At 61.5% G+C, this 21,691-nt stretch carries 23 protein-coding genes and 1 pseudogene; 14 read left to right on the forward strand and 10 right to left on the reverse strand.

Annotated features, from left to right (window positions below):
- The first annotated feature begins 194 nt into the window (after positions 1-194).
- Together amn and AB4N82_RS13715 are read left to right on the forward strand one after the other, a co-directional pair.
- Positions 195-1,667 carry an AMP nucleosidase gene (gene amn, locus AB4N82_RS13710; RefSeq protein ID WP_163033266.1) on the forward strand — a complete coding sequence of 491 codons (1,473 nt, stop codon included), beginning with the start codon at positions 195-197 and terminating at the stop codon, positions 1,665-1,667.
- Positions 1,668-1,739: 72 nt separating this feature from the next.
- A complete protein-coding gene (locus AB4N82_RS13715; protein ID WP_122765288.1) occupies positions 1,740-2,375 on the forward strand; it encodes a pseudouridine synthase in 636 nt (211 codons plus the stop codon).
- Here the strand turns inward: AB4N82_RS13715 and AB4N82_RS13720 are convergent.
- Both AB4N82_RS13720 and AB4N82_RS13725 read right to left on the reverse strand, forming a co-directional pair.
- Positions 2,370-2,579 carry a DUF2788 domain-containing protein gene (locus AB4N82_RS13720; RefSeq protein WP_032884769.1) on the reverse strand — a complete coding sequence of 70 codons (210 nt, stop codon included), beginning with the start codon at positions 2,577-2,579 and terminating at the stop codon, positions 2,370-2,372. The two genes, AB4N82_RS13715 and AB4N82_RS13720, sit on opposite strands and share 6 nt — an antisense overlap.
- Positions 2,580-2,775: 196 nt before the next feature.
- Complete coding sequence (locus AB4N82_RS13725) at positions 2,776-3,255, reverse strand: Lrp/AsnC family transcriptional regulator (RefSeq protein ID WP_003176264.1); 480 nt, start codon at positions 3,253-3,255, stop codon at positions 2,776-2,778.
- A gap of 416 nt (positions 3,256-3,671) precedes the next feature.
- Here AB4N82_RS13725 and AB4N82_RS13730 point away from each other — a divergent pair, with 416 nt between their 5' ends.
- On the forward strand, positions 3,672-4,745 hold the full coding sequence (locus AB4N82_RS13730) for a DUF6515 family protein (protein WP_095186217.1): 1,074 nt from the start codon (positions 3,672-3,674) through the stop codon (positions 4,743-4,745).
- Here AB4N82_RS13730 and AB4N82_RS13735 read toward each other — a convergent pair.
- On the reverse strand, positions 4,742-5,635 hold the full coding sequence (locus AB4N82_RS13735) for a cation diffusion facilitator family transporter (protein ID WP_032884620.1): 894 nt from the start codon (positions 5,633-5,635) through the stop codon (positions 4,742-4,744). The two genes, AB4N82_RS13730 and AB4N82_RS13735, sit on opposite strands and share 4 nt — an antisense overlap.
- 9 nt (positions 5,636-5,644) lie before the next feature.
- The gene (locus AB4N82_RS13740) at positions 5,645-6,064 is read right to left on the reverse strand and encodes a hypothetical protein (protein ID WP_032884621.1); all 420 of its coding nucleotides are present in this window, start codon (positions 6,062-6,064) and stop codon (positions 5,645-5,647) included.
- A 110-nt stretch (positions 6,065-6,174) separates the two neighbouring features.
- Here AB4N82_RS13740 and hrpB point away from each other — a divergent pair, with 110 nt between their 5' ends.
- Positions 6,175-8,682, forward strand: a complete 2,508-nt coding sequence (gene hrpB, locus AB4N82_RS13745; protein WP_122765289.1) for an ATP-dependent helicase HrpB — start codon at positions 6,175-6,177, stop codon at positions 8,680-8,682.
- Between the two features lie 124 nt (positions 8,683-8,806).
- Here hrpB and AB4N82_RS13750 read toward each other — a convergent pair whose 3' ends face one another.
- Positions 8,807-9,895: an endonuclease/exonuclease/phosphatase family protein gene (locus AB4N82_RS13750; RefSeq protein WP_032884623.1), complete on the reverse strand. Its 1,089-nt coding sequence runs from the start codon at positions 9,893-9,895 to the stop codon at positions 8,807-8,809.
- 40 nt (positions 9,896-9,935) lie between these two features.
- Positions 9,936-10,595 carry a YciC family protein gene (locus tag AB4N82_RS13755; protein WP_032884770.1) on the reverse strand — a complete coding sequence of 220 codons (660 nt, stop codon included), beginning with the start codon at positions 10,593-10,595 and terminating at the stop codon, positions 9,936-9,938.
- A gap of 180 nt (positions 10,596-10,775) precedes the next feature.
- Here AB4N82_RS13755 and AB4N82_RS13760 point away from each other — a divergent pair, with 180 nt between their 5' ends.
- The 3 genes from AB4N82_RS13760 (at position 10,776) to AB4N82_RS13770 (ending at position 12,772) form a co-directional block, all read left to right on the forward strand.
- Entirely contained in the window at positions 10,776-11,525 is a 750-nt protein-coding gene (locus AB4N82_RS13760) for a DUF2076 domain-containing protein (RefSeq protein WP_095186220.1), read from the forward strand.
- Positions 11,526-11,641: 116 nt separating this feature from the next.
- A complete protein-coding gene (locus AB4N82_RS13765) occupies positions 11,642-12,118 on the forward strand; it encodes a LabA-like NYN domain-containing protein (protein WP_122765290.1) in 477 nt (158 codons plus the stop codon).
- A gap of 42 nt (positions 12,119-12,160) precedes the next feature.
- Positions 12,161-12,772, forward strand: coding sequence for a 3'-5' exonuclease (locus tag AB4N82_RS13770; RefSeq protein ID WP_032884626.1), 612 nt, complete (start codon positions 12,161-12,163; stop codon positions 12,770-12,772).
- 139 nt (positions 12,773-12,911) lie between these two features.
- Here AB4N82_RS13770 and AB4N82_RS13775 read toward each other — a convergent pair.
- Positions 12,912-13,153, reverse strand: a pseudogene (locus AB4N82_RS13775) (DUF6124 family protein).
- Between the two features lie 102 nt (positions 13,154-13,255).
- Between AB4N82_RS13775 and AB4N82_RS13780 the strand changes: the two are divergent.
- The gene (locus AB4N82_RS13780; protein WP_122765291.1) at positions 13,256-13,816 is read left to right on the forward strand and encodes a hypothetical protein; all 561 of its coding nucleotides are present in this window, start codon (positions 13,256-13,258) and stop codon (positions 13,814-13,816) included.
- On the forward strand, positions 13,800-14,084 hold the full coding sequence (locus AB4N82_RS13785; protein WP_032884628.1) for an acyl carrier protein: 285 nt from the start codon (positions 13,800-13,802) through the stop codon (positions 14,082-14,084). Before AB4N82_RS13780 ends, AB4N82_RS13785 begins: the two co-directional genes overlap by 17 nt.
- Positions 14,085-14,170: 86 nt before the next feature.
- On the opposite strand, the gene AB4N82_RS13790 is transcribed toward AB4N82_RS13785, so the two are convergent.
- Positions 14,171-14,632: an Lrp/AsnC family transcriptional regulator gene (locus AB4N82_RS13790; RefSeq protein ID WP_095186224.1), complete on the reverse strand. Its 462-nt coding sequence runs from the start codon at positions 14,630-14,632 to the stop codon at positions 14,171-14,173.
- A gap of 161 nt (positions 14,633-14,793) precedes the next feature.
- Between AB4N82_RS13790 and yedA the strand changes: the two genes are divergently transcribed.
- A complete protein-coding gene (gene yedA, locus AB4N82_RS13795) occupies positions 14,794-15,690 on the forward strand; it encodes a drug/metabolite exporter YedA (protein ID WP_122681740.1) in 897 nt (298 codons plus the stop codon).
- A gap of 48 nt (positions 15,691-15,738) precedes the next feature.
- Positions 15,739-17,076: a DEAD/DEAH box helicase gene (locus AB4N82_RS13800; RefSeq protein WP_032884631.1), complete on the forward strand. Its 1,338-nt coding sequence runs from the start codon at positions 15,739-15,741 to the stop codon at positions 17,074-17,076.
- A gap of 118 nt (positions 17,077-17,194) precedes the next feature.
- Here AB4N82_RS13800 and AB4N82_RS13805 read toward each other — a convergent pair whose 3' ends face one another.
- Together AB4N82_RS13805 and AB4N82_RS13810 are read right to left on the reverse strand one after the other, a co-directional pair.
- A complete protein-coding gene (locus AB4N82_RS13805) occupies positions 17,195-18,421 on the reverse strand; it encodes a TIGR03862 family flavoprotein (RefSeq protein ID WP_122765292.1) in 1,227 nt (408 codons plus the stop codon).
- Between the two features lie 170 nt (positions 18,422-18,591).
- Complete coding sequence (locus AB4N82_RS13810) at positions 18,592-19,512, reverse strand: histone deacetylase family protein (protein ID WP_032884633.1); 921 nt, start codon at positions 19,510-19,512, stop codon at positions 18,592-18,594.
- A 76-nt stretch (positions 19,513-19,588) separates the two neighbouring features.
- On the opposite strand from AB4N82_RS13810, the gene AB4N82_RS13815 reads away from it, so the two are divergent.
- Genes AB4N82_RS13815 through AB4N82_RS13825 form a run of 3 tightly spaced genes read left to right on the forward strand, consistent with a single transcriptional unit; the run spans position 19,589 to position 21,649 of the window.
- Complete coding sequence (locus AB4N82_RS13815; protein ID WP_032884634.1) at positions 19,589-20,158, forward strand: GNAT family N-acetyltransferase; 570 nt, start codon at positions 19,589-19,591, stop codon at positions 20,156-20,158.
- A gap of 37 nt (positions 20,159-20,195) precedes the next feature.
- Positions 20,196-21,065 carry an acyl-CoA thioesterase II gene (tesB, locus tag AB4N82_RS13820; protein ID WP_032884635.1) on the forward strand — a complete coding sequence of 290 codons (870 nt, stop codon included), beginning with the start codon at positions 20,196-20,198 and terminating at the stop codon, positions 21,063-21,065.
- Positions 21,062-21,649, forward strand: coding sequence for an HAD family hydrolase (locus AB4N82_RS13825; protein WP_122765293.1), 588 nt, complete (start codon positions 21,062-21,064; stop codon positions 21,647-21,649). Before tesB ends, AB4N82_RS13825 begins: the two co-directional genes overlap by 4 nt.
- Positions 21,650-21,691 lie beyond the last annotated feature (42 nt).

Genomic DNA, 21,691 nt, shown 5'->3' on the forward strand with positions numbered 1-21,691 from the left:
CACGGTCCAAATGTGGGAGGGGGCTTGCTCCCGATGGCTGAGTGTCCGTCAGCCTATCTATAAACTGACCCACCGCTATCGGGAGCAAGCCCCCTCCCACAGGGATTGCAGCCATCTTGGGAGGGCACTCCAATTCAAGGTTTGCGTCTGACAGGGATACAGGCAAGATAAAGGCCTGCAAGTCAGAACACAGGATGCTTACCGTGACCGAAGCTTTTGTTGTCGTTCAAACCGCCGAAGAGGCCGTGGATCGGCTGGCGGCCCTGCATGAGCGGGCTACCGGCGCGCTCAATCAAGCCCTCAAGCAATACCTCAAGGACCGCGTCGAACCCGACGCCGCACAACGCGCGTTGTTTCGTTATCCAGAATTGCGCCTGACCTACCATTGCCACGGCGAAGTCCCACAGACTACCCGGGCGTATGCCAAGGTCCAGCTACCAGGGACCTACAGCGTCACCGTCACCCATCCGGCGGCGTTTCGTAAGTATTTGCTGGAACAATTGGTGCCGCTGATGCACGACTTCACCGTGACGGTGGAAGTGGGCGTCAGCCAGCAGAACATTCCGTACCCGTACGTGGTAGAGCAGGGCGACGAACTGGCCGGCTCCGGCGTAACCGCGGCCACCCTGGCCCGTGTGTTCCCCAGCACCGATCTGTCGGCCGCCACCGATGGCATCGCCGACGGCCTCTACGACTGGGAAAACACCGACCCGCTGCCCCTGGCACTGTTCGATGCAGCGCGTGTGGACTTCTCCCTGCGCCGCCTGGTGCATTACACCGGCAGCGACTGGCGCCATGTGCAGCCTTGGATCCTGCTCACCAACTACCACCGTTATGTCGACCAGTTCATCCTGCATGGCCTGGAGCAACTGCGCAGCGACCCGCGCTTTATCCGCATGGTGCTGCCGGGCAACGTTGTGATCGATAAGAGCATGGACCACGGCGAAGCATCGGCCATTGCCGCGGGCGTGGTCTGGCATCGCTATCAGATGCCGGCCTATCACCTGCAGGCCAGCGATGGTCACGGCGTAACGCTGGTGAACATCGGCGTCGGCCCGTCCAACGCCAAGAACATCACTGACCACCTGGCCGTGCTGCGTCCGCATTGCTGGCTGATGATTGGCCACTGCGGCGGCCTGCGCCAATCCCAGACCATTGGCGACTACGTACTGGCCCACGCCTATATGCGCCGCGACGGGATTCTCGACCGCGTGGTGCCGCCGAACATTCCAATCCCGGCCCTGGCCGAAGTGCAGATGGCCTTGCAGCAAGCCGCCGCCAACGTCACCGGCGAAAAAGGCGAAGAGCTGAAAAAGCGCCTGCGCACCGGCACCGTGCTGACCTACGACGATCGCAACTGGGAACTGCGCTGGGCCCAGGAACGGCCATTGATCAACTTGTCCCGCGCCGTGGCGGTGGACATGGAAAGCGGCACCATCGCCGCCCAGGGCTACCGCTTGCGCGTACCGTACGGCACGTTGTTGTGTGTGTCGGACAAGCCGCTGCACAGTGAGATCAAATTGCCGGGTTCGGCCAACGCGTTCTACGAACGTGCGGTCAGCCAGCACTTGAAGATTGGCATCGAGGCGGTGGACCTGTTGCGCACTGAACTCAACTCGCTGCACTCGCGCAAGCTGCGCAGCTTCGACGAGCCGCCGTTCCGCTAAGCGGTTGGGATGGTCATTTAGCGGTCAGGCCACTAGCATTGTCGGTCCTGACCGTTAGATGTTCCTTTTGCCATGTCCCGTCCTACTCGCCCCGATTCGCGCCGCCCTGGCGCGAAACCTCCGTATTCTGCTGCGCGCCGTGTTGCCAAGGCGCCGCCTGCCGAGCCGAAGTTGGTTCTGTTCAATAAACCCTTCGATGTGCTGACGCAGTTCAGCGACGAAGGCGGGCGCGCGACGCTCAAGGACTTTATCGACATCCCCGGCATTTACCCGGCAGGCCGCCTGGACCGTGACAGCGAAGGCCTCTTACTGCTGACCAACGATGGTCAGTTGCAGGCGCGTATTGCCGATCCCAAGCACAAACTGGCGAAAACGTACTGGGTGCAGGTGGAAGGCGAACCCACCGAAGCATTACTGCAACGCCTGCGCGACGGAGTAGAACTCAACGACGGCAAAACCTTGCCCGCCGAGGCCCGGCGTTTGGATGAGCCTGAGTTATGGCCACGCAACCCGCCGGTACGCTTTCGCAAAAACCTACCGACTTACTGGCTTGAACTGGTGATTCGAGAGGGGCGTAACCGCCAAGTACGACGCATGACCGCCGCCGTGGGCCTGCCGACCTTGCGTCTGGTACGGGTGCGTATTGGCGATTGGACCATCGACGGCCTGGACCAAGGCCAATGGAAGGAAGTACCCGCGCGTTTATAAAGCGCCGGACTCGATGAGGCCGATCACCACGCTCTTGATGATGAACGCGGCCACGCCCAGGCCCAGCACGAAAAACAGGATGAACGAACCAAAGCGCCCGGCCTTGGATTTCTTCGCCAGGTCCCAGACGATAAAGCCCATGAAAATGATCAGGACAGTGACCAGGCCGGTCATCATCCATTCTTCGAAGAGTGCGGGGTCGATGTTATTCATGGGGGCTTCCGACGGGGCAGGCGGCAAGTATACGGCAGCGTCACAGGTGCAACATTGACTTGGATCGAAGTGCGTTCCAAATGTGGGAGGGGGCTTGCTCCCGATGGCGGTGTGTCAGTCAGCTAATCTGTGGCTGACACTCCGTCATCGGGAGCAAGCCCCCTCCCACAGTTGACCTTCACCGATCTTAAGTACGCAGGTGGGTCAGCGGCAATTCGGTGCTGTTGAGCACCTGGTTCAGCACAAAGCTCGACCGGACGCTGGTCACGCCTTCAATGCGAGTGAGGTGGCCCAGCAGCAGCTTCTGGTAGTGATCCATGTCCGGCACCACCACTTTCAACTGATAGTCAGCATCCATCCCCGTCACCAAACTGCACTCCAGCACCTGGGGCAAGGTGCGGATGGCTGCTTCGAAATTCTCGAAGCGCTCCGGTGTATGCCGGTCCATACCGATCAGTACATAGGCGGTGAGGCTCAGGCCGAGCATCTTGCGGTCGAGCAGAGCGACCTGGCGGGAGATGTAGCCGTCGTCCTCCAACTGCTTGACCCGGCGCGAGCACGGCGACGGCGACAAGCCGATGCGCTCGGCCAACTCCTGGTTGGAGATCCTCGCGTCGCGCTGCAATTCCGCCAAAATACTCAGGTCGTATCGGTCAAGCTTGCTCATTGGGTTGGCCTTTGTCGTAACTATTGCGGCGAATTATCCATGAAGGGTTAAAAATTGCGCAAGCACTGTTTATTGACGCAATCTTCGCAATCATCTGTCGGGCGCTGGCGGGTATCTTTATCAACAGAATCACCGCCTGGACAACAGTCCACAGCAGCTCGCCCAATCAGGCTTGCTGCGGCCGCCACCCCAGCAGGGTTGAGCCGGCCTCCAGGCTGCACACTGTCCACAAGACGGCGTGAGGTGAGCCAACGTCAAAAGCGTTGAGCATGGACGAAGTTCTCAAGGGGTGGCCGACGGGTCACCCCTTTTCTTTTGCCTTAAGAAAATTGTTCTCGTGACTGATAACCTGTCTCAGAACCGGGCGAGGCTTTTCCAGTCTCATGTTCAAGCCCTAATCCGCAGTGAGGAATAGCATGAAGCGCATCTGGCGTATGGCAGGTGTTGGTTTGCTGGTGGTCACCGTCGGCACGCAAGTGATGGCTGAAGAGCAACGCCCTGAAGCGGGCGGCCAGCATGAAAGAGGGGCGGAGCGTGGTCGGCAGGGTAACGAACAGCCGCGCCCGCAAAATAACCAGCCGCGCCCGCAGCCTCAGAACAATCAACCACGGCCGGAAAACAATCAGCCGCGTCCACAGAACCCGCATTTTGATCGCGCCGAGCAACAACAGCATGGTGGCGGACAAGGACAAGGTCGCCCGCAAGGTGCCGAACAGCCTCGGCCAGCACCGCAGCCTGCGAATAACCTGCCGATCCAGAGCCGCCCCGATACCGTGCGCCAGACCCAGGAGCCACGCCAGGGTTACTACCGTGACATCCCGCGTCGTAACGACGGCAACCAGCATTGGGAGGCCGGTGGTCCCGGTTCACGTCCGGGCAACAACGGCGGCGGTTACAACAACGGCCATCCCGGCGATAACCGTTGGCCAGGCCGTCCCGATGGGCATGGCAACGGCTGGGGCCCTGGCCCGCAATATCGTCCCGGTTATATCGTCGACCGCTTCCCCGACCGCAATTACCGCGTGCCGTACCGTGGCCAGGATTACTTCTTCTCCGGCGGCTACTGGTACCGCCCTCAAGGCCCGCGCTATGTAGTCGTGGCGCCGCCGTATGGCATTCGGGTGCATTACTTGCCGGACTATGCGCGCGAAGTCTGGGTCGGTGGCTCGCTGTTGTTCCTCGCCGCTGGCGCTTACTACGCCTACGAACAAAGCACCCAGCAATACGTGGTGGTGCAACCGCCGGCGCAAGTGCCGGCGCCGCAGCCAGCACCGCAAGGCAATGGCTATGACGTGGTGGCCTATCCCGCCAACGGGCAGTCACCGGCGCAAGTCCAGCAGGACGGTTACGACTGTTATCGCTGGGCGGTGCAACAAAGCGGCTTCGACCCGCAGGCGGCCACCTACGCCCCTGACCCAGCGGTGGTGCAAACCTACCGCCAGGCCCAGGGCAACTGCCTGAGCAGTCGCGGGTATCAGGTGCAGTACTAGGCCTTGGCGCCCGTGACCACTTCTCGTGGGTCGGCGTGCACCAGCACTTCGGCACGCGGGTAGGCGGCGTGAATGGCATCGGCGGCCTGGTCGCTGATGCCGTGGGCCACTGACAGCGTCAACTCCCCTGGCAGCTCCAGGTGCAACTGCACAAACCAATGGTTGCCGGAGATGCGCGTGCGCAAGTCATGGGCACCCAGCACCCCCGGCACGCCGCGCGCCAGTTCCAGCATGTGCTGGCTGACGTCCGGCGGCAGTTCCTCGTCCATCAACACCGCAAAGCTTTCCTTGGCGATCTGGATCGCGCTCCACAAAATGTAGGCGGCGATGCCCAGGCCGAACCAAGCGTCGAACTGATGAAAACCCATGCCCGCCAGCACCAGCGCCACGAGGATGCTGCCGTTGAGCAGCAAGTCCGAGCGATAGTGCAACGAGTCCGCCCGCACGGCATTGGAGCCGGTTTCGCGCACAACTCGGTGTTGCAGCATCAGCAGTGCCACGGTCAGCGCCAGGGAAAACACGATCACCCCAATGCTCAGCCACGGCGCGCCGACCGGTTCCGGATGCTGCAAACGCTCGTAGGCCTGCAAGGCGATCAGCACCGCACTGCCACCGATAAACAACGCCTGGGCCATGCCCGCCAGCGACTCCGCCTTGCCGTGGCCGTAACGGTGATCGTCATCGGCTGGGCGCAGGGCGTAATGGACCGCCAGCAGGTTCAGCAGCGAGGTCACGCCATCGAGCAGTGAGTCAGTCAACCCGGCGAGCATGCTCACCGAGCCGCTGAGCCACCAGGCGATGGCTTTTGTGACGATCAGCGCACAGGCCACGCCCACCGAGGCGCGGGTGGCCAGGCGTAACAGCCGGGCGTGTTCGGGACTGCTGGTCATAAACGTTCCTTAGGCGGCGGGTTGCAGGCCCAGGGACGCAAGTTGTTGCACGCTGCCCTTGAACTGGATCATGCGTGGGTCGTCCAGCGGCAGGGTGCGGCCGGTTTCCTTCTGGATGATGCTTTGCAGCTTGGCGTTGTCGACCTTGCCGTCGGCGCCGATAGCTTCCTGGAGTTTTTCCGGGGCGACCTGGGCCGTCTTGCCGGGTTCGAAATAGATCGCGCCCGTGGCGAAGTCGACGCCGAACGCGATCAAGCCAGGGATCACGTAGAACAACAGGCCTACGGCATCGAGTACGGCAATGGCCGGGTCGATCTTGCCGTCGATCTGGCCACGACGGTCCGGGTAGAAAATCGAACCGCAGGCCGTCAGTTGGCTCAGCAGGGTGACGGCGAGGACACCGCCGATGACACGGGAAGCGATACGCATGAAGACTCTCCTGAACACGGTTGATAGGGGACTATATAGCACTGCCATTGAGACCATCGTCGGCATCCGGCAGTTCGCCGTTATACTCGCCGCTCTGCTTTGGAGCCAGTATGAATTCGTTGCCGATCGATGATGTTTTACCCGCCCTGCGTGACGCCTTGGCGAATCGCCATGAAGCCGTGCTGGAAGCGCCACCCGGCGCCGGTAAAACCACCCGTGTGCCCTTGGCCCTATTGAATGAACCCTGGCTGGCCGGGCAGACCATCCTGATGCTCGAACCCCGGCGTTTGGCCGCTCGCGCCGCCGCCGAACGTCTGGCCAGCGAGCTGGGCGAAAAGGTCGGTGAAACCGTCGGCTACCGCATCCGCCTCGACAGCAAAGTCGGCCCCAACACCCGCATCGAAGTCGTCACCGAAGGCATCCTCACGCGCCGCCTGCAGGACGACCCCGCGCTGGACGGCGTGGGCCTGCTGATCTTTGACGAGTTTCACGAACGCAGCCTCGACGCCGACCTGGCGCTGGCCTTGAGCCTCAACGGCCGCGAGTTGTTTCGCGACGAGCAACCGCTGAAAATCCTGCTGATGTCTGCGACCCTTGAAGGCGAGCGCCTGGCCAGCCTGCTGGATGACGCGCCGATTCTGCGCAGTGAAGGGCGCATGTTCCCGGTGCAGATGCGCTGGGGCCGGCCGTACCAGGCCGGTGAATTTATCGAGCCGCGTGTGGTGCAGACTATCCTCGAAGCCGTGCATGACGAGACCGGCAGCGTGTTGGTGTTTCTGCCGGGGCAAGCCGAGATTCGGCGGGTCCACCAGCAACTGGCCGACGCGCTGGGTGATCGCCCTGATGTGCTGTTGTGCCCCCTGCATGGTGAGCTGGACCTGAATGCCCAACGCGCCGCCATCGACCCGGCACCCGCTGGTAAACGCAAAGTCGTACTGGCCACCAACATCGCCGAGACCAGCCTGACCATCAACGGCGTACGCGTGGTGATCGACGCCGGGTTGGCGCGCGTGCCGCGTTTCGACCCCGGCAGCGGCATGACCCGCCTCGACACCCAGCGTATCTCCCGCGCCAGCGCCACCCAGCGCGCCGGTCGGGCAGGGCGCTTGGAACCGGGGGTGTGTTATCGGTTGTGGTCCGAAGACCAGCATGAAGGGCTGGCCGCGTATGGCAGTGCGGAAATCCTTGCGGCCGACCTCGCCGGCCTCGCCTTGCAGCTGGCGCGCTGGGGCGTCACTCCCACGCAACTGGTGTGGCTGGATCTGCCGCCGACCGCCGCGTATGCCCAGGCCCAGGATTTGTTGCAACGCCTCGGTGCATTGAACGAAGACACACTCACCGCCCACGGCCAGAAAATGGCCGAGCTGCCGGCCCATCCGCGCATTGCCCACTTGCTGTTGCGCGGGCAGGACTTGGGGTTGGCGGCCACCGCCTGTGATGTCGCCGCCTTGCTGGGTGAGCGCGATATCTTGCGCGGTGGCGGCGCGGATTTGCACAGTCGTCTGGCCCTGCTGTCCGGCGAAGAGCGGGCGCGCGGAACCCAAGGCGGTGTGCAGCGGGCCAAGCAATTGGCGCGGCAATATCGCAGCTATTTAAGAGGCCAGGCGACCCAACCGGTGCCCGACCCGGATCACCCGCGCTGGCTCGGTGCGTTGCTGGCGCTGGCCTACCCGGACCGTGTCGCCCAGCAACGTCGCCCCGGCGGTGCCGAATACCGCCTGGCCAACGGCCGCGCGGCGCTGTTCGCCGAAGCCGACAGCCTGATGAAACAACCCTGGCTGGTCATCGCCGACCTTGGCAGCCGCCAGGGCCAGCGCGAAGAACGCATCTACTTGGCGGCGGATTTTGATCCGGCACTGTTCGACTCGGTACTCGCCGAGCAAGTGCGCAACGTCGACCAGCTGGATTGGGACGAACGCGAAGGCGTGCTGCGTGCCGAGCGCCAGCGCAAAGTCGGCGAACTGGTGCTCAGCCGCGAACCTCTCACCGGTCTCGACGAAAACGCACGCAGCCAGGCGCTGGTCAATCTGGTGCGGCGCAAAGGCCTGGAGTTGTTGCCGTGGACGCCTGAGCTGCGCCAATGGCAGTCCCGCGTCATGCTGCTGCGCCAACTGGACGTCGGCAAAACCAGCGAATGGCCCGACATCAGCGACAGCGCCTTGCTCGCCGACCTGGAGCACTGGCTGATGCCCTACCTGGGCAAGGTCTCGCGCCTGAGCCATTTCGCCAACCTGGATATCTCCAGCTACCTGCACAACCTCTTACCCTGGCCGCTGCCCCAGCGCCTGGACGAGCTGGCGCCGCAGCATGTGAAGGTGCCATCGGGGTCATCGGTGCGGTTGGATTACAGCGAACAACCGCCGATCCTGGCGGTGCGCTTGCAGGAATTGTTCGGGCTGGCGGATACGCCAAGGATTGCGGGCGGGCGTCAGGTGGTGAAGTTGCACCTGTTGTCCCCGGCGCGGCGGCCGGTGCAGGTAACGCAGGATCTGGCGAACTTCTGGCGCAGTACGTACGCCGAGGTGAAGAAGGATTTGAAGGGCCGGTACCCCAAGCACTATTGGCCGGATGATCCGTTGATTGCAGAGCCGACCGCGCGGATCAAACCCCGAAAGTAAGCTTGATAGAGATCCAAATGTGGGAGGGGGCTTGCCCTCGATGACTGTGGGCCAGTTACCGATGAGTTGACTGACACACCGCTATCGGGGGCAAGCCCCTTCCCTCATTAGTTTTGTGTGTCTGTTATTGCGCAGCGGGCAGCAGGAAGCGCGCAATCACCGGCAAATGGTTGGAAATACGCAACGTATCCTCCTGCCGCACCTTGGCCTCCACTCGCTTGATCCTTGGGCTGTAGAACAGGTAATCCAGGGTGCGATCCGGGCCATCGATGCTCGGGTCATTGGGAAAATGCGTCAGCCATTTCTCACGATCAATCCCGCTGGATTGGCTGTTGCTCGGGATCATCGGGTACTTATCCCACAACAGATGCAGCTCACTGTCCGGCGAATACTGCCCGCGCTTACCCGCATCCAAACGCAGGAATTGCCCCAGTGGCAGCAGGTTGAAATCACCGCCGATCAGCCAGGGCGTGCCACGGCCTTCGAATTTATCCAGTAACTTTACGGTGGCTTGCACTTGCTCCTGTACGGCACTGCGCCCCGGCGCGTCGCCGTCCAGGCGGGTGTTGAGGACGGCCAGTTGGCCGCCGTCGCTCAGTGGCAGGTAGGTCAACAGCAACGCTGGCTTGGGCTGGAATTGGCGACTGATGAAGTTGGCGTCCGGCACCGGCAATTGCAGGCGCTCGGCGTGTTCGATCTGGTAGCGGCTGAGGGTCGCGAGTTTTCGGCCGACGCTGCCGAAGATATGCAAGTCGGGCACAAAGTCGGCCTTCCAGTCGAAGGCCTGGGCGCTGCATGGATAGAGGTCGACCAGGCGCTCCTGCAACAAGGCAAGTTGGTCCTGGTAATGGGAGGGCTTGGCGTTTTCGTCGAGTTCCTGCAACAGCAGGATGTCGGGCTGTTCGTCGCGAATCACCCGCGCCACTTCATCCAGGCTCACAGCCATGTCTTCCACGGTGGGGCGGTCGTCCGGGCCGCTGCCGTCGGGGGTGTCGTACCAGAACACGTAGTTCTTGCCGGCCAGGTATTGCACGTTCCACGTCATAACCTTGAGCGCCTGCCCTGGCAGCAGCGTCGGCGCGCGGGGCGCAACGCAGCTCACCGGCAAGGTTTCCTTAGGCGCGGGGCGCCAGGTCAGGCTGTAGATCAGGGCGGTGAGCACGCCTGCGATGATCAGCAGGCCCAGCAAGGTGATGCGCAATAAACGGGTCATCGGCTCGGCTTATAGCGTTTCAGGAATGGCACGGAGCATATCACCGCGCGTCGGCATCGCCACCGATCAGCATGAATAAACGGAACAGCACCACGCTGGTGAACAACTGCAGGAAGCTGTGGGCACTGTCCATCAACAGCCCCAGCAGCGGCGCCGGGTTGGGATACGCCGCGAGGCTGGCGCCTTTAAGCAGCCACAGCGGGGTCATGACGCACAGCAGGCACACCAGGATCCGCCAGAAATGCCCACGGGTCAGACGGAAACTTTCCTTCATCGCCTCCAGCGCCGGCATGCCGCGCAGCACCAGCAGGTACTCGGCAAACGCCAGCACCACCATCAGCCACAGGCCAGGCAGGAAATACAGCGATAGGCCCAGCAGGATCAAAAGGGTGCTCATGGCCGTCAGCAGGGCGAAGCGCGGCCACAGAGCCAGCGACATGGCCCAGACATCCTTGGTGCGCGGGGACTCACCACGGGTGCGCGCGTCGAGGAACAGAATCAAGGCGCCGGTGTACAGCGGGTACACCAATAAGCCCACCACTACGCTGTAACCGGGAAACGCATCCGCGCCCAACGTGTGGTCCAGTATCTGTTGCAGCAAGGCTTCGAGAATCACCAGCGGCAGGCATAACTGGACGATCGCGCCCAGGTTGCTGCGGGTAAAACGGAGGGAGTCGCGCAATACGTCTAACGGATTCATCAGGTTCATCGCAGGCCTGGAAACAAGGGCGACACTTTAACCGATCACGGTCAGAGGGTCACAAACGTAAACCTTGAGTAAAGACCATTGAAACAACTCGTAACACCCCCATAACTGGAAGGCACCTGACCTGATCACAGGCGGGACCAGAATTTCTACCGGCAATCTAACGAGGTCGCCATGAACAGCGAAGAGCAAACCCTGATCGATGGACTGTTTTCACGGTTGCAGCAAGCCGAAACGGACTCAGCCCCCCGCGACGCCCAGGCCGAAGCGCGGATCAAGGAGCACATGACTCGCCAACCGGCCGCCGGGTACTACATGACGCAGTCGATCCTGGTGCAGGAACACGCGCTCAAGAGTCTCGACGCGCAGAACAAGCAACAGGCGCAGCAGATCCAGCAATTGCAGGATGAGTTGCAGCGGGCCAAGTCCGCGCAACCGGCCCCGGCGAGCAGCGGTGGTTTCCTGTCGAGCATCTTTGGCGGCGGCGGTTCCCGTGACGCGCAACCGGCGTCGAGCGCTCCGGGCAATTCGGGCGGTGGCTGGCGCGAGCCAGCGCGGCCTTCGTTCGGCGGCCAGTCCGCGCCGCCGCAAAACTATCAACAACCACAACAACCACCCGCCGCCGCGCCCATGGGCAGCGGCTTTCTTGGTGGCGCGATGAAAACCGCCGCTGGCGTGGCCGGTGGTGTGTTGCTGGCAGAAGGCATCAGCAGCCTGTTCAACCACAATTCGCAACAGCCGCAGGTCGTGGAAGAAATAATCCGTGAAGAGCCGGCGCCCGCCAGTGACAACGGCAACTGGGGCAATGACGACCAGAAGTTCGCCGGCAATGACAACTGGGGCGGCAATAACTCGGACAGCTTCGCCGACAGCGATTATTCCGACGATTCCTCCTCCTTTGGCGACGACGACTCCTTCGTCTGACACTCCCGGTCCGGGGCGCTGCGGCGTCCCGGTCTGATTTTTCCGGAAACTTTCTCGCGGCTGGCATACTGGCACCCTTTCCGGGCCCAGGCGCCTGGCTGTCATGAGGAAGTGCGGTGAAGAAAATTGCAGTGTTCGCCGATGTACAAAACCTCTACTACACCGTCCGCCAGGCGTATGGCTGCCACTTCAACTACGCCGCCCTGTGGGCAGACATCAGCTCCCGCGGGCAGATCGTCGAGGCGTACGCCTATGCCATCGACCGTGGCGACAGCAAGCAGCAGCAATTCCAGCAGATCCTGCGCAACCTGGGGTTTACGGTAAAACTCAAACCGTACATCCAACGCAGTGACGGCTCGGCCAAGGGCGACTGGGACGTGGGCATCACCCTCGACATCATGGACGCCGCCGACCACGTCGACGAAGTGGTACTGGCCTCCGGTGACGGGGATTTCGACATGCTGCTCGAACGCATCATTCAAAAGCATCGGGTTGAAGCCGTGGCCTACGGCGTGCCCGGGCTGACGGCCAACTCACTGATACGCGCCGCCAGCCGCTACGTGCCGATCGAAGGCGCGCTGCTGCTCAAATAAGCGCTGCGGCTCAATCAATTGTTAGACGGAGTTGGAACAGGTTTGGAACGTATAGCGGTCATCGACTTTGAAACCACCGGCATCACCCCGAGCAGCCACTGCCGGGCCACGGAAATCGCGGTGGTTATCCTCGAACGTGGCCAGATCGTGGACCGCTACCAGAGCCTGATGAACGCAGGTGTGCGTGTACCGGGATTTATCGAACAACTCACCGGCATCAGCAACGCCATGCTGCGCAGCGCCCCGCCGGCCGAGCGGGTGATGAATGAGGTCAACGAATTCGTCGGAACCACGCCCTTGATGGCGCATAACGCCGCGTTCGACCAGAAGTTCTGGGATTACGAGCTGGGGTTGATTCGCCGGACGCGTTTGCAGAAATTCGCCTGCTCGCTGTTGCTGGCACGTCGTCTGATGCCATCGGCACCAAACCACAAGCTCGGCACCCTCAACACCTACGCGAAACTGCCCCACACCGGCCAGGCTCACCGAGCGCTGGCGGATGCGGAAATGGCGGCCAACCTCACCGCGCACCTGGCCCAGGAACTGCGGCGTACCCACGGCTTGCGCGAACTGTCCCACGACCTGCTGTGCACTTTGCAGAAAGTGCCGGCGGCGAAGATCAATGAGCATTTGAAGAAGCATCGCGGGTTCTGACAGAACAACGCCGTTCAATATGTGGGAGGGGGCTTGTTCCCGATTGCGGCGGGTCAGCCACACATAAGCTGACTGATTCACTGCTATCGGGAGCAAGTCGAACCGTCGCACCGGCCCTCCCACATTGGTTATCGGTCGTTCATCGAGGCTGCACACACTCCAACGCCCGATCCACCACCCCTTCGCCATCTCCACCAAATGCATCACCGCCCGCTGCTGCACATCCATCGCCTCACCCGACGAGTGCGCAGTGCCCACCGCGCAATGCAGCAAATCCGCCGCATGGGCGAGGGCATCTTCGAGGCTCAGGTTGTCGTTCAGGATGAAGGGCGGGGCATCTTGAGGGCGTTTATCTGCTTTCTGAATGGTCAGTAGGCTCAGCCCTAGTGTTTCGTCAGACCGTTCTGGATTTTCCTTCTCCCACCTATCGCTCTTCGCCGCAACCTAACATCCCGCCTGTCATTTACGTAAAAGGACTACGTTATGCAGGAAAGCGATCTTCACACAGCAATCATGCGAAGCCAGCTTGAACTCCAACGGGACGGCATCGATTTCGGCTCAACTTCAAGCATGGCGTTTCATTTGGGTAATGCGATGACAAGCTGCCCGGCAGTCATAGTGTTGCCTCATTCACCAGGCTGGACCCATGGCGCCAGGTACCAGTTACTCAAGCCCATTCAGGCTGACTCCTCAGTGCCGAGCACCCCGTTTGACGAGCTCTGGACACCTACACAGCAACACCACGCCTTGACCGACGCGACGGTTCTGGCTGGTGCTGAGGGCATAGCTGTCAGCAAAATTGCCGTGGGCACCTGGGGCCGTGTCGGCGCCAGCAAAACGACTAGCCCGCGGAGTCTCACCGGGATGTGCTTTTTCCCTCGTACATTGATCAGGCAACCCACCTCGGCCAGAGTGGCAAAGGCAAATTTTGGCACCGTCCGGGTGTTTGGCATTGTTGGACGGAGTATTCCTTTCGTCGCTGGGGGGTTGGCTGTCTTTAATCTGGTCAGTGCCGGTAAGTGCGCCTATGAAACAAGCAACTGAAGGTAGCGCGACCAGAACCGAGATCAGCGAAAAGGTGATTCAGCTCTTCGTCGACATCATCGGTTTCATCGACCGAAGCCAGGTCACGGAGCAAACGGACTTCATCCATGACTTCACGATTATTGATGATGATTTGACCTGCTTTTTCATGCAGAACAAGTGGCAATTCAACTTGCAAGCGACCCAGGAAGATTGGGATCACATCACTACCATCCAGCAGATAGTCGATTTGATTGTTGAACGCTCGAATTTGCAGTGCGGCCACTGACGCCATCGGGAGCAAGCCCCCTCCCACAGTTTGATTTGTGAATACATTCAAAATGTGGGAGGGGGCTTGCTCCCGATGGCGGTAGATCAGCCACCATTTTTGCCATTGGTTTCCAACTGCCCCAACGGCACCCGCCGCTCTATCGCGCTCGACAAGATGATTGAGGTCTTGCTGAACCCGAACTTCGCCAGCCGATTGATCAAACGCTCCAACTCCGGCATCGACCCTACCGCCGCTTGCATGATCACGCACGGATCCCCTGTCACCCGATGGCATTCGGTCAGTTCGGGGATTTCGGCGAGTGCGTCATAAACCTTCTGGCTGCCATGGTTAGTCAGCCGCAGTTCGATCACGCACTGAATCGGCAAGCCCACCTTCGAAAAATCCACCTTGGCCTGGTATCCGGTGATCACCCCGCTGGCCTCCAGCTTGGCCACGCGCTCGGCTACGGCGGGGGCGGAAAGGTTTACCTTGCGGGCCAGTTGCGCGTAGGAGGCGCGGCCGTCTTCGAGCAGGGCGCTGAGGAGCATGCGGTCGTATTTGTCCATGATAAGGCTCCAATTGCACGTGGCTTTCGAAAGCACGGGTTATAGCCTTCATAACCATGATTTGAAAAGTGTATGGGCGGTTTAAACAGGTTTTGTAACTTATGTTTAACGACCTGCTTTTTTAGAATAAGCCTCTCTTATATCTGCCTTCGAGCCGCCCAATGCCTGGCACACGTCGCTTTCCCTTACCGTTGATCGCCGCTTTTTTTGCTTTGTATGTGATTTGGGGGTCTACCTACTTGGTGATCCGCATCGGCGTGGACTACTGGCCGCCGTTGTTGCTGGCGGGGATTCGATTCTGCACGGCGGGTGTGCTGATGTATGGCTACCTCAGATGGCGCGGCGTGCCAGCGCCGACGTGGCCACAATGGAAGGCCGCCGGGATGATCGGCATTTTGCTGCTCACCTTCGGTAATGGCGGCGTCACGTTGGCCGAACATGCGGGCGTGTCGTCTGGCGTCGCTGCACTGGCGGTGGCGACCGTGCCGCTGTTCACCTTGCTGTGCGGGTATTTCTGGGGCGCGCGCAATACGCGGCTGGAATGGGCCGGGGTGATCCTGGGGATTGTCGGCATCGCCATGCTCAACATGGGCAGCACGCTGCAATCGAGCCCGGTGGGCGCCGCCTTGTTGTTGTTCGCGGCGGCATCGTGGGCATTCGGGTCCGTGTGGAGTCGGCAGTTGTCGCTGCCCCAGGGCGCCATGGCCAGCGCTGCGGAGATGCTGGTGGCGGGCGTGGCATTGTTGATCGGCAGCGCGCTTTCCGGTGAGCACCTGCAGGCCATGCCGCCGCTGGAGGGTTGGCTGGCGTTGGCCTACCTGACGGTGTTCGGCTCAATCATCGCCTTCAACGCCTATATGTACCTGCTCAAGCACGTACGCCCGGCGGCGGCCACCAGCTATGCCTATGTGAACCCGGCGGTGGCGGTGTTGCTGGGGATTGTGTTCGTGGGTGAATCCATCGGCCTGGAAGAGGGCTTGGCCATGCTGGTGATTATCAGCGCCGTGCTGTTGATCAGTCTGCCCCAGTGGCGAAAGCCCAAGCCGGAAATAAGGTAAACTGCCGCGCAATTGCGACCTTGCGCTGAATTTTCCTACGGTAACTACATGACTTTCGCCACACTTGGCCTGATCGAACCCTTGCTGCGCGCCCTTGAGACGCTTGGCTACCAGACCCCGACGCCGGTGCAGGCGCAAGCCATTCCGGCGGTGCTGGCCGGTCGTGACCTCATGGCTGCGGCCCAGACTGGCACTGGCAAGACCGCAGGTTTTGCCTTGCCGTTGCTGCAACTGCTGACCATGGAAGGGCCGAAAGTCGCCGCCAACTCGGCGCGCGCGCTGATTCTGTGCCCGACCCGCGAACTGGCCGAGCAAGTTCATACCAGCGTTGCCGAATATGCCCAAAACCTGCCGCTGACCACCTACGCGGTCTATGGCGGCGTGAGCATCAACCCGCAGATGATGAAGCTGCGCAAGGGCGTCGACATCCTGGTTGCCACCCCTGGCCGCCTGATTGACCTGTTCCGCCAGAACGCACTGAAGCTTAATCAGCTGCAGACCCTGGTGCTGGACGAAGCCGACCGCATGCTCGACTTGGGCTTCTCCGAGGAACTGGCGAATATCTATCGCATGCTGCCGAAAAAGCGCCAGACCCTGCTGTTCTCCGCGACCTTCTCCGATGAGATTCGCACGCTGGCCGGGCAGATGCTCAACGACCCGCTGAGCATCGAAGTCAGCCCGCGCAACGTCGCCGCCAACACCGTTAAGCAATGGGTGGTGCCGGTGGACAAGAAGCGCAAGGCGGAGCTGTTTGTGCACCTGATGCGCAAAGGCCGCTGGAAGCAGGTGCTGGTGTTCGCCAAGACCCGTAACGGCGTGGATGCGCTGGTGGATAAGTTGCAGGGCCTGGGCATCAATGCCGACGGCATCCATGGCGACAAACCCCAGGCAACCCGCCAGCGTGCGCTGGATCGCTTCAAGAGCAGCGAAGTGCAGATCCTGGTGGCCACCGACGTAGCGGCCCGTGGCTTGGATATCGAAGACCTGCCGATGGTCGTCAACTTCGACCTGCCGATCGTGGCCGAAGATTACATTCACCGTATCGGCCGTACCGGGCGTGCGGGCAACACCGGTGAGGCGATTTCCCTGGTGTGCGCCGATGAAGTGAACATGCTGTCGGCCATCGAGATGCTGACCCGTCAGACCTTGACCCGCAAAATGGAGCAGGACTTCGAGCCGGAGCACCGCGTGCCGGATACCGATGCCAGTGGGCAAGTGGTGAAGAAGCCGAAAAAGCCGAAGAAGCCTAAGGCGTCCGGTGGTGGCGGTGGTAAGCGCAACCTGGGTAAGTGGGTGGACAGTGGTGAAGTGGCGCCGTCGGAACCGTCGATTAAGCCGGTGCGTAAGGTGCCGGTGTTTAACACTGGGCCGCGTAAGAAGAAGTGATTTTGCGCTGTGGCTGATGGCCTCATCGGGAGCAAGCCCCCTCCCACATTTGAAGGTGTTCACAATTCAAATGTGGGAGGGGCTTGCCCCCGATAGCGGACTTGAGCTCACCGCAATCTCAAGCGTTCAACCACTCCAACACCCCCCGCCCAGCCGCTCTGCCACTGGCAAAACACCCCGTCAGCAAATACCCGCCGGTCGGCGCTTCCCAGTCCAGCATCTCCCCCGCACAAAACACCCCAGGCAATTGCTTGAGCATCAAGCGCTCATCCAACGCTTCAAACGGCACGCCGCCTGCCGTACTGATCGCCTCGTCTATTGGCCGCGTCTTCACCAGCGTCAACGGCAGGGCCTTGATATCCACCGCCAGTTGCGCCGGATCATTGAAGTGATCGGCTGGCGCCAACTCACGCAACAACGCCGCCTTGACCCCGTCCAGCCCCAACTGACTGTGCAGATGCTTGCTCATCGAGCGTGAACCGCGCGGTTTGGCCAGCGCAGCTTGCACCTTGTCCAGCGGCTTGCTCGGCAGCAAGTCGATATGCACGGTGGCCGCGCCGTCGCGGTTGAGCGCCTCACGAATCGGTGCCGACAGCGCATAGATCAGGCTGCCCTCAATACCGGTGGCGGTGACCACACATTCGCCGAGCCGAGGTTTGTCGTCACCCAAACCGATGGCGACATTTTTCAACGGAGCGCCGGCGAATTTGCTCACCATCAATTCGCTCCAGGCCGACACTTCGAAGCCGCAGTTGCTCGGTTGCAGTGCCACGTAAGGCACGCCTTTGTCCTCCAGCAGCTTGAGCCACGCACCATCTGAGCCCAGCCGTGACCAACTGCCGCCGCCCAGTGCCAGCAGCACGGCATCGCTGCGCACGGCTTTCTCGCCTTCAGGGCTGTGGATAAGTAAATCACCTTCGGCATTCCAGCCGGTCCAACGATGCCGGGTGTGGATAACCACGCCTTGGTCACGCAGGCGCTTGAGCCAGGCGCGCAGCAGCGGGGCGGCTTTCATGTCCGTAGGAAACACTCGGCCGGAGGTGCCGACAAAGGTCTCGATACCCAACCCATGTATCCATTCGCACAACGCTTCGGCACCAAACCCACGCAGCAGCGGCGCCATCTGCGGCGCGCGCTCGGCGTAGCGCGAGAGGAAGGCCGGGTAAGCCTCGGAGTGGGTGATGTTCATGCCGCCCACACCCGCCAGCAGGAATTTTCGCCCCACTGATGGCATGCCGTCATACAGATCTACGCGCACCCCGGCCTGGCTCAAGACTTCGGCGGCCATCAGCCCGGTAGGGCCGCCGCCGATAATAGTGACGTGGTGAGGTGCGGTCTGAGGCATGGGTAGGGCTACGGTGGCGTGAATAGGCCGAGCATTCTACCCGACGTCAGCCAGGCTGCCTGATCAAAAAACGTACACTTTCCTACAGGTCCTATGCCTGCTGGCTTTCAGCCGCTTACGCTCAAGTTATCCACAGGCCGTTCCACAGCCATTGTGGGTAAGCGCACAACTCAATGACAACCTGATGACGTCCACACCCGTTGCGCACTGTGGTGCAGGATGCCGTGGCGACGGGCCAAGGCTGGGCGGTCTTTGCTGTAGCCGCCGCCAATCACGCCCATCACCGGAATGTCGCGGCCCAGACAGTGGCGCATGACGCTCTCATCGCGGGCGGCCACGCCTTCGTCTGTCAGCTTGAGGTACCCGAGGGCGTCGTCTTTATGCACATCCACGCCTGCGTCGTACAGCACCAGGTCGGGTTGGTAGAGCGGCAGCAGGTAGTTGAGGGCGTCATCGACCACGCGCAGGTAATCGGCATCGCCCATGCCCATGGGCAGTGGGATGTCCCAATCGCTTTGGGCCTTGCGCGCCGGGAAGTTCTTTTCGCAGTGCAGCGACACGGTGATGGCATCCGGCGTGTCGTGGAGGATGCGCGCGGTGCCATCGCCCTGATGCACGTCGCAGTCGAAGATCAACACGCGGCTGACCCGGCCGCTGGCCAGCAGGTAATGGCTGATCACCGCCAAGTCATTAAAGATGCAAAAGCCCGCCGGGTAATCGTAATGCGCGTGATGCGTGCCGCCCGCCAGGTGACAGGCCAGACCGTGCTCAAGCGCTTGCTCCGCCGCCAGGATCGAGCCGCCGACCGCGCGCACGGTGCGCCGGGCCAGGGCTTCGCTCCAGGGCAGGCCAAGGCGGCGCTGGTCTTCGCGGGACAACTCGCCGCTCATGTAGCGTTCGATATACCCAGGCTCGTGGGCCAGGGCCAGGATGTCGGCAGGGCACAGCTGCGGGCGCAGCAGTTGGCTGTCTTCGGTCAGGCCGGTGGCCACCAAGTGGTCGCGCAACAGGCGGAACTTGTCCATGGGGAATCGGTGGTCCGCCGGGAACTCGGGGCTGTAGTCATCGTGGTAGATCAATGGCAAAGGCATGGGATTTTCTGACGGGAACCTGCGAAGGATCTTACCAGCGCTGTACACTCACGCACATGGCAAGGGGAGGGGACCCGTGGAGTCGATACTCGAATTGGAAAGTGCTCGCCTGGTGCTGCGCCAATGGCGCGACAGTGACCTGACGGCCTTCGCAAGCATGTGCGCCGACCCACACGTGATGCGTTATTTCCCGGCCAAGCTGAGCCACCTGGAAAGCGCCGCACTGATCGGGCGGATACGCGGCCACTTCGCTGAATATGGCTTTGGCCTCTGGGCGCTGCAGCGCAAGGACAGCGGCGAGTTCATCGGCCTGACCGGGTTGCAGCATGTCAGCTTTGACGCGGACTTTACCCCAGCAGTAGAAATTGGCTGGCGCCTGGCCCGCGAGCATTGGGGACTGGGCTATGCCAGCGAGGCGGCGTGGACTGCACTGCGCTGTGGTTTCGACCGTTTGCAGCTGGATGAAATCGTTGCCTTCACCACCGAAGCCAATCTGCCATCACAAAAAGTCATGCAGGCCATAGGTATGCATTACGATCCCCTGGCAGATTTTGAACACCCCAAGGTCGCAGCCGATGACCCGCTGCGCCCACATGTTTTGTACCGCATCACCCGCGCCCAATGGTTGGACACGCTGCACGGATAGCAGCCCGGAATGCCCCATAGATTGTAGGAGTTGCTCTATGAGCCAAGTATTGGAAGATCTGGTGGACCTGCTGACCCTGGAGCCGATCGAGGAAAACCTCTTTCGCGGCCGCAGCCAGGACCTGGGTTTTCGCCAACTGTTCGGCGGTCAGGTGCTCGGCCAGTCGCTGTCGGCGGCCAGCCAGACCGTTGAAGAAGCGCGCCATGTGCATTCCCTGCACGGTTATTTCCTGCGCCCCGGCGATGCCGCGTTGCCGGTGGTTTATTCGGTTGACCGTGTTCGTGATGGCGGCAGTTTCAGCACGCGCCGCGTGACCGCGATTCAGAAGGGCCACCCGATCTTCACCTGCACCACGTCGTTCCAGTACGACGAAGAAGGCTTCGAGCACCAGACCACCATGCCCGTGGTGGTCGGCCCGGAAAACCTGCCGTCGGAGCTGGAATTGACCCAGCAGCGCGCGCACCTGATCCCCGAGCACATGCGTGACAAGCTGCTGTGCCCGAAGCCGATTGAAGTGCGACCGGTCACCGAAAAAGACCCGTTCAACCCGCAGCCGTCCGACCCGGTCAAGTACGTGTGGTTTCGTGCCGACGGCGCGTTGGCCGACACACCGGCGCTGCATAAATACCTGCTGGCCTACGCTTCGGACTTTGGCCTGCTGACCACCTCGTTGCTGCCCCACGGCAAGACCGTTTGGCAGAAAGACATGCAGGTCGCCAGCCTCGACCACGCGTTGTGGTTCCACGCGGATCTGCGTGCCGATGACTGGTTGCTCTACGCCATGGACAGTCCGTGGGCCGGCAATTCCCGTGGGTTCTCCCGTGGCAGCGTGTACAACCGCGCCGGGCAACTGGTGGCCTCGGTCACCCAGGAAGGCTTGATTCGCCATCGCAAGGATTGGGCATGAGCCTGAGGGAGGTTAAGCACTGGGTGTTCGACATGGACGGCACCCTCACGGTGGCCGTGCATGACTTCGCGGCGATTCGCGTGGCGTTGGACATTCCCCCCGAGGACGACATCCTCACTCACCTCAGCGCATTGCCGGCGGACATCGCGGCGGCCAAGCATGCCTGGTTGTTGGAGCATGAGCGCGAGTTGGCACTCGGATCTGTTGCGGCTGAAGGCGCGGTGCAATTGGTACGCGAATTGGCCGGGCGCGGTTATCGCCTGGGCATCCTGACTCGCAATGCGCGGGAGCTGGCCCACGTGACGCTGGAAGCGATTGGCCTGGCTGACTGCTTTGCGGTCGAGGATGTGCTGGGCCGAGATGACGCGCCACCCAAGCCCGATCCGGGTGGGTTATTGAAATTGTCGGCGGCGTGGGATGTATCGCCGAGCGAGATGGTGATGGTCGGCGATTACCGTTTTGACCTGGACTGCGGCCGGGCGGCGGGGGCCAGGACGGTGTTGGTCAACCTGCCGGAGAATCCGTGGCCGGAGCTGGCGGATTGGCATGCTGAAGATTGTGCTGCATTGCGCCGGATGATTTAACCCAAGCAACAGAGATCAAATGTGGGAGGGGGCTTGCCCCCG

Source organism: Pseudomonas sp. H1_D04 (genome assembly GCF_054683855.1).

What these genes read in the sequence shown, in the direction of transcription:
- AB4N82_RS13785 (WP_032884628.1), top strand. Translation starts at nt 13,800, where the DNA reads ATGAAACAAGCAACTGAAGGTAGCGCGACCAGAACCGAGATCAGCGAA.
- AB4N82_RS13800 (WP_032884631.1), top strand. Translation starts at nt 15,739, where the DNA reads ATGACTTTCGCCACACTTGGCCTGATCGAACCCTTGCTGCGCGCCCTT.
- tesB (WP_032884635.1), top strand. Translation starts at nt 20,196, where the DNA reads ATGAGCCAAGTATTGGAAGATCTGGTGGACCTGCTGACCCTGGAGCCG.
- yedA (WP_122681740.1), top strand. Translation starts at nt 14,794, where the DNA reads ATGCCTGGCACACGTCGCTTTCCCTTACCGTTGATCGCCGCTTTTTTT.
- AB4N82_RS13810 (WP_032884633.1), bottom strand. Translation starts at nt 19,512, where the DNA reads ATGCCTTTGCCATTGATCTACCACGATGACTACAGCCCCGAGTTCCCG.
- AB4N82_RS13750 (WP_032884623.1), bottom strand. Translation starts at nt 9,895, where the DNA reads ATGACCCGTTTATTGCGCATCACCTTGCTGGGCCTGCTGATCATCGCA.
- AB4N82_RS13825 (WP_122765293.1), top strand. Translation starts at nt 21,062, where the DNA reads ATGAGCCTGAGGGAGGTTAAGCACTGGGTGTTCGACATGGACGGCACC.
- AB4N82_RS13760 (WP_095186220.1), top strand. Translation starts at nt 10,776, where the DNA reads ATGAACAGCGAAGAGCAAACCCTGATCGATGGACTGTTTTCACGGTTG.
- AB4N82_RS13740 (WP_032884621.1), bottom strand. Translation starts at nt 6,064, where the DNA reads ATGCGTATCGCTTCCCGTGTCATCGGCGGTGTCCTCGCCGTCACCCTG.
- AB4N82_RS13780 (WP_122765291.1), top strand. Translation starts at nt 13,256, where the DNA reads ATGCAGGAAAGCGATCTTCACACAGCAATCATGCGAAGCCAGCTTGAA.
- amn (WP_163033266.1), top strand. Translation starts at nt 195, where the DNA reads ATGCTTACCGTGACCGAAGCTTTTGTTGTCGTTCAAACCGCCGAAGAG.
- AB4N82_RS13715 (WP_122765288.1), top strand. Translation starts at nt 1,740, where the DNA reads ATGTCCCGTCCTACTCGCCCCGATTCGCGCCGCCCTGGCGCGAAACCT.
- AB4N82_RS13755 (WP_032884770.1), bottom strand. Translation starts at nt 10,595, where the DNA reads ATGAATCCGTTAGACGTATTGCGCGACTCCCTCCGTTTTACCCGCAGC.
- AB4N82_RS13735 (WP_032884620.1), bottom strand. Translation starts at nt 5,635, where the DNA reads ATGACCAGCAGTCCCGAACACGCCCGGCTGTTACGCCTGGCCACCCGC.
- AB4N82_RS13790 (WP_095186224.1), bottom strand. Translation starts at nt 14,632, where the DNA reads ATGGACAAATACGACCGCATGCTCCTCAGCGCCCTGCTCGAAGACGGC.
- hrpB (WP_122765289.1), top strand. Translation starts at nt 6,175, where the DNA reads ATGAATTCGTTGCCGATCGATGATGTTTTACCCGCCCTGCGTGACGCC.
- AB4N82_RS13725 (WP_003176264.1), bottom strand. Translation starts at nt 3,255, where the DNA reads ATGAGCAAGCTTGACCGATACGACCTGAGTATTTTGGCGGAATTGCAG.
- AB4N82_RS13805 (WP_122765292.1), bottom strand. Translation starts at nt 18,421, where the DNA reads ATGCCTCAGACCGCACCTCACCACGTCACTATTATCGGCGGCGGCCCT.
- AB4N82_RS13730 (WP_095186217.1), top strand. Translation starts at nt 3,672, where the DNA reads ATGAAGCGCATCTGGCGTATGGCAGGTGTTGGTTTGCTGGTGGTCACC.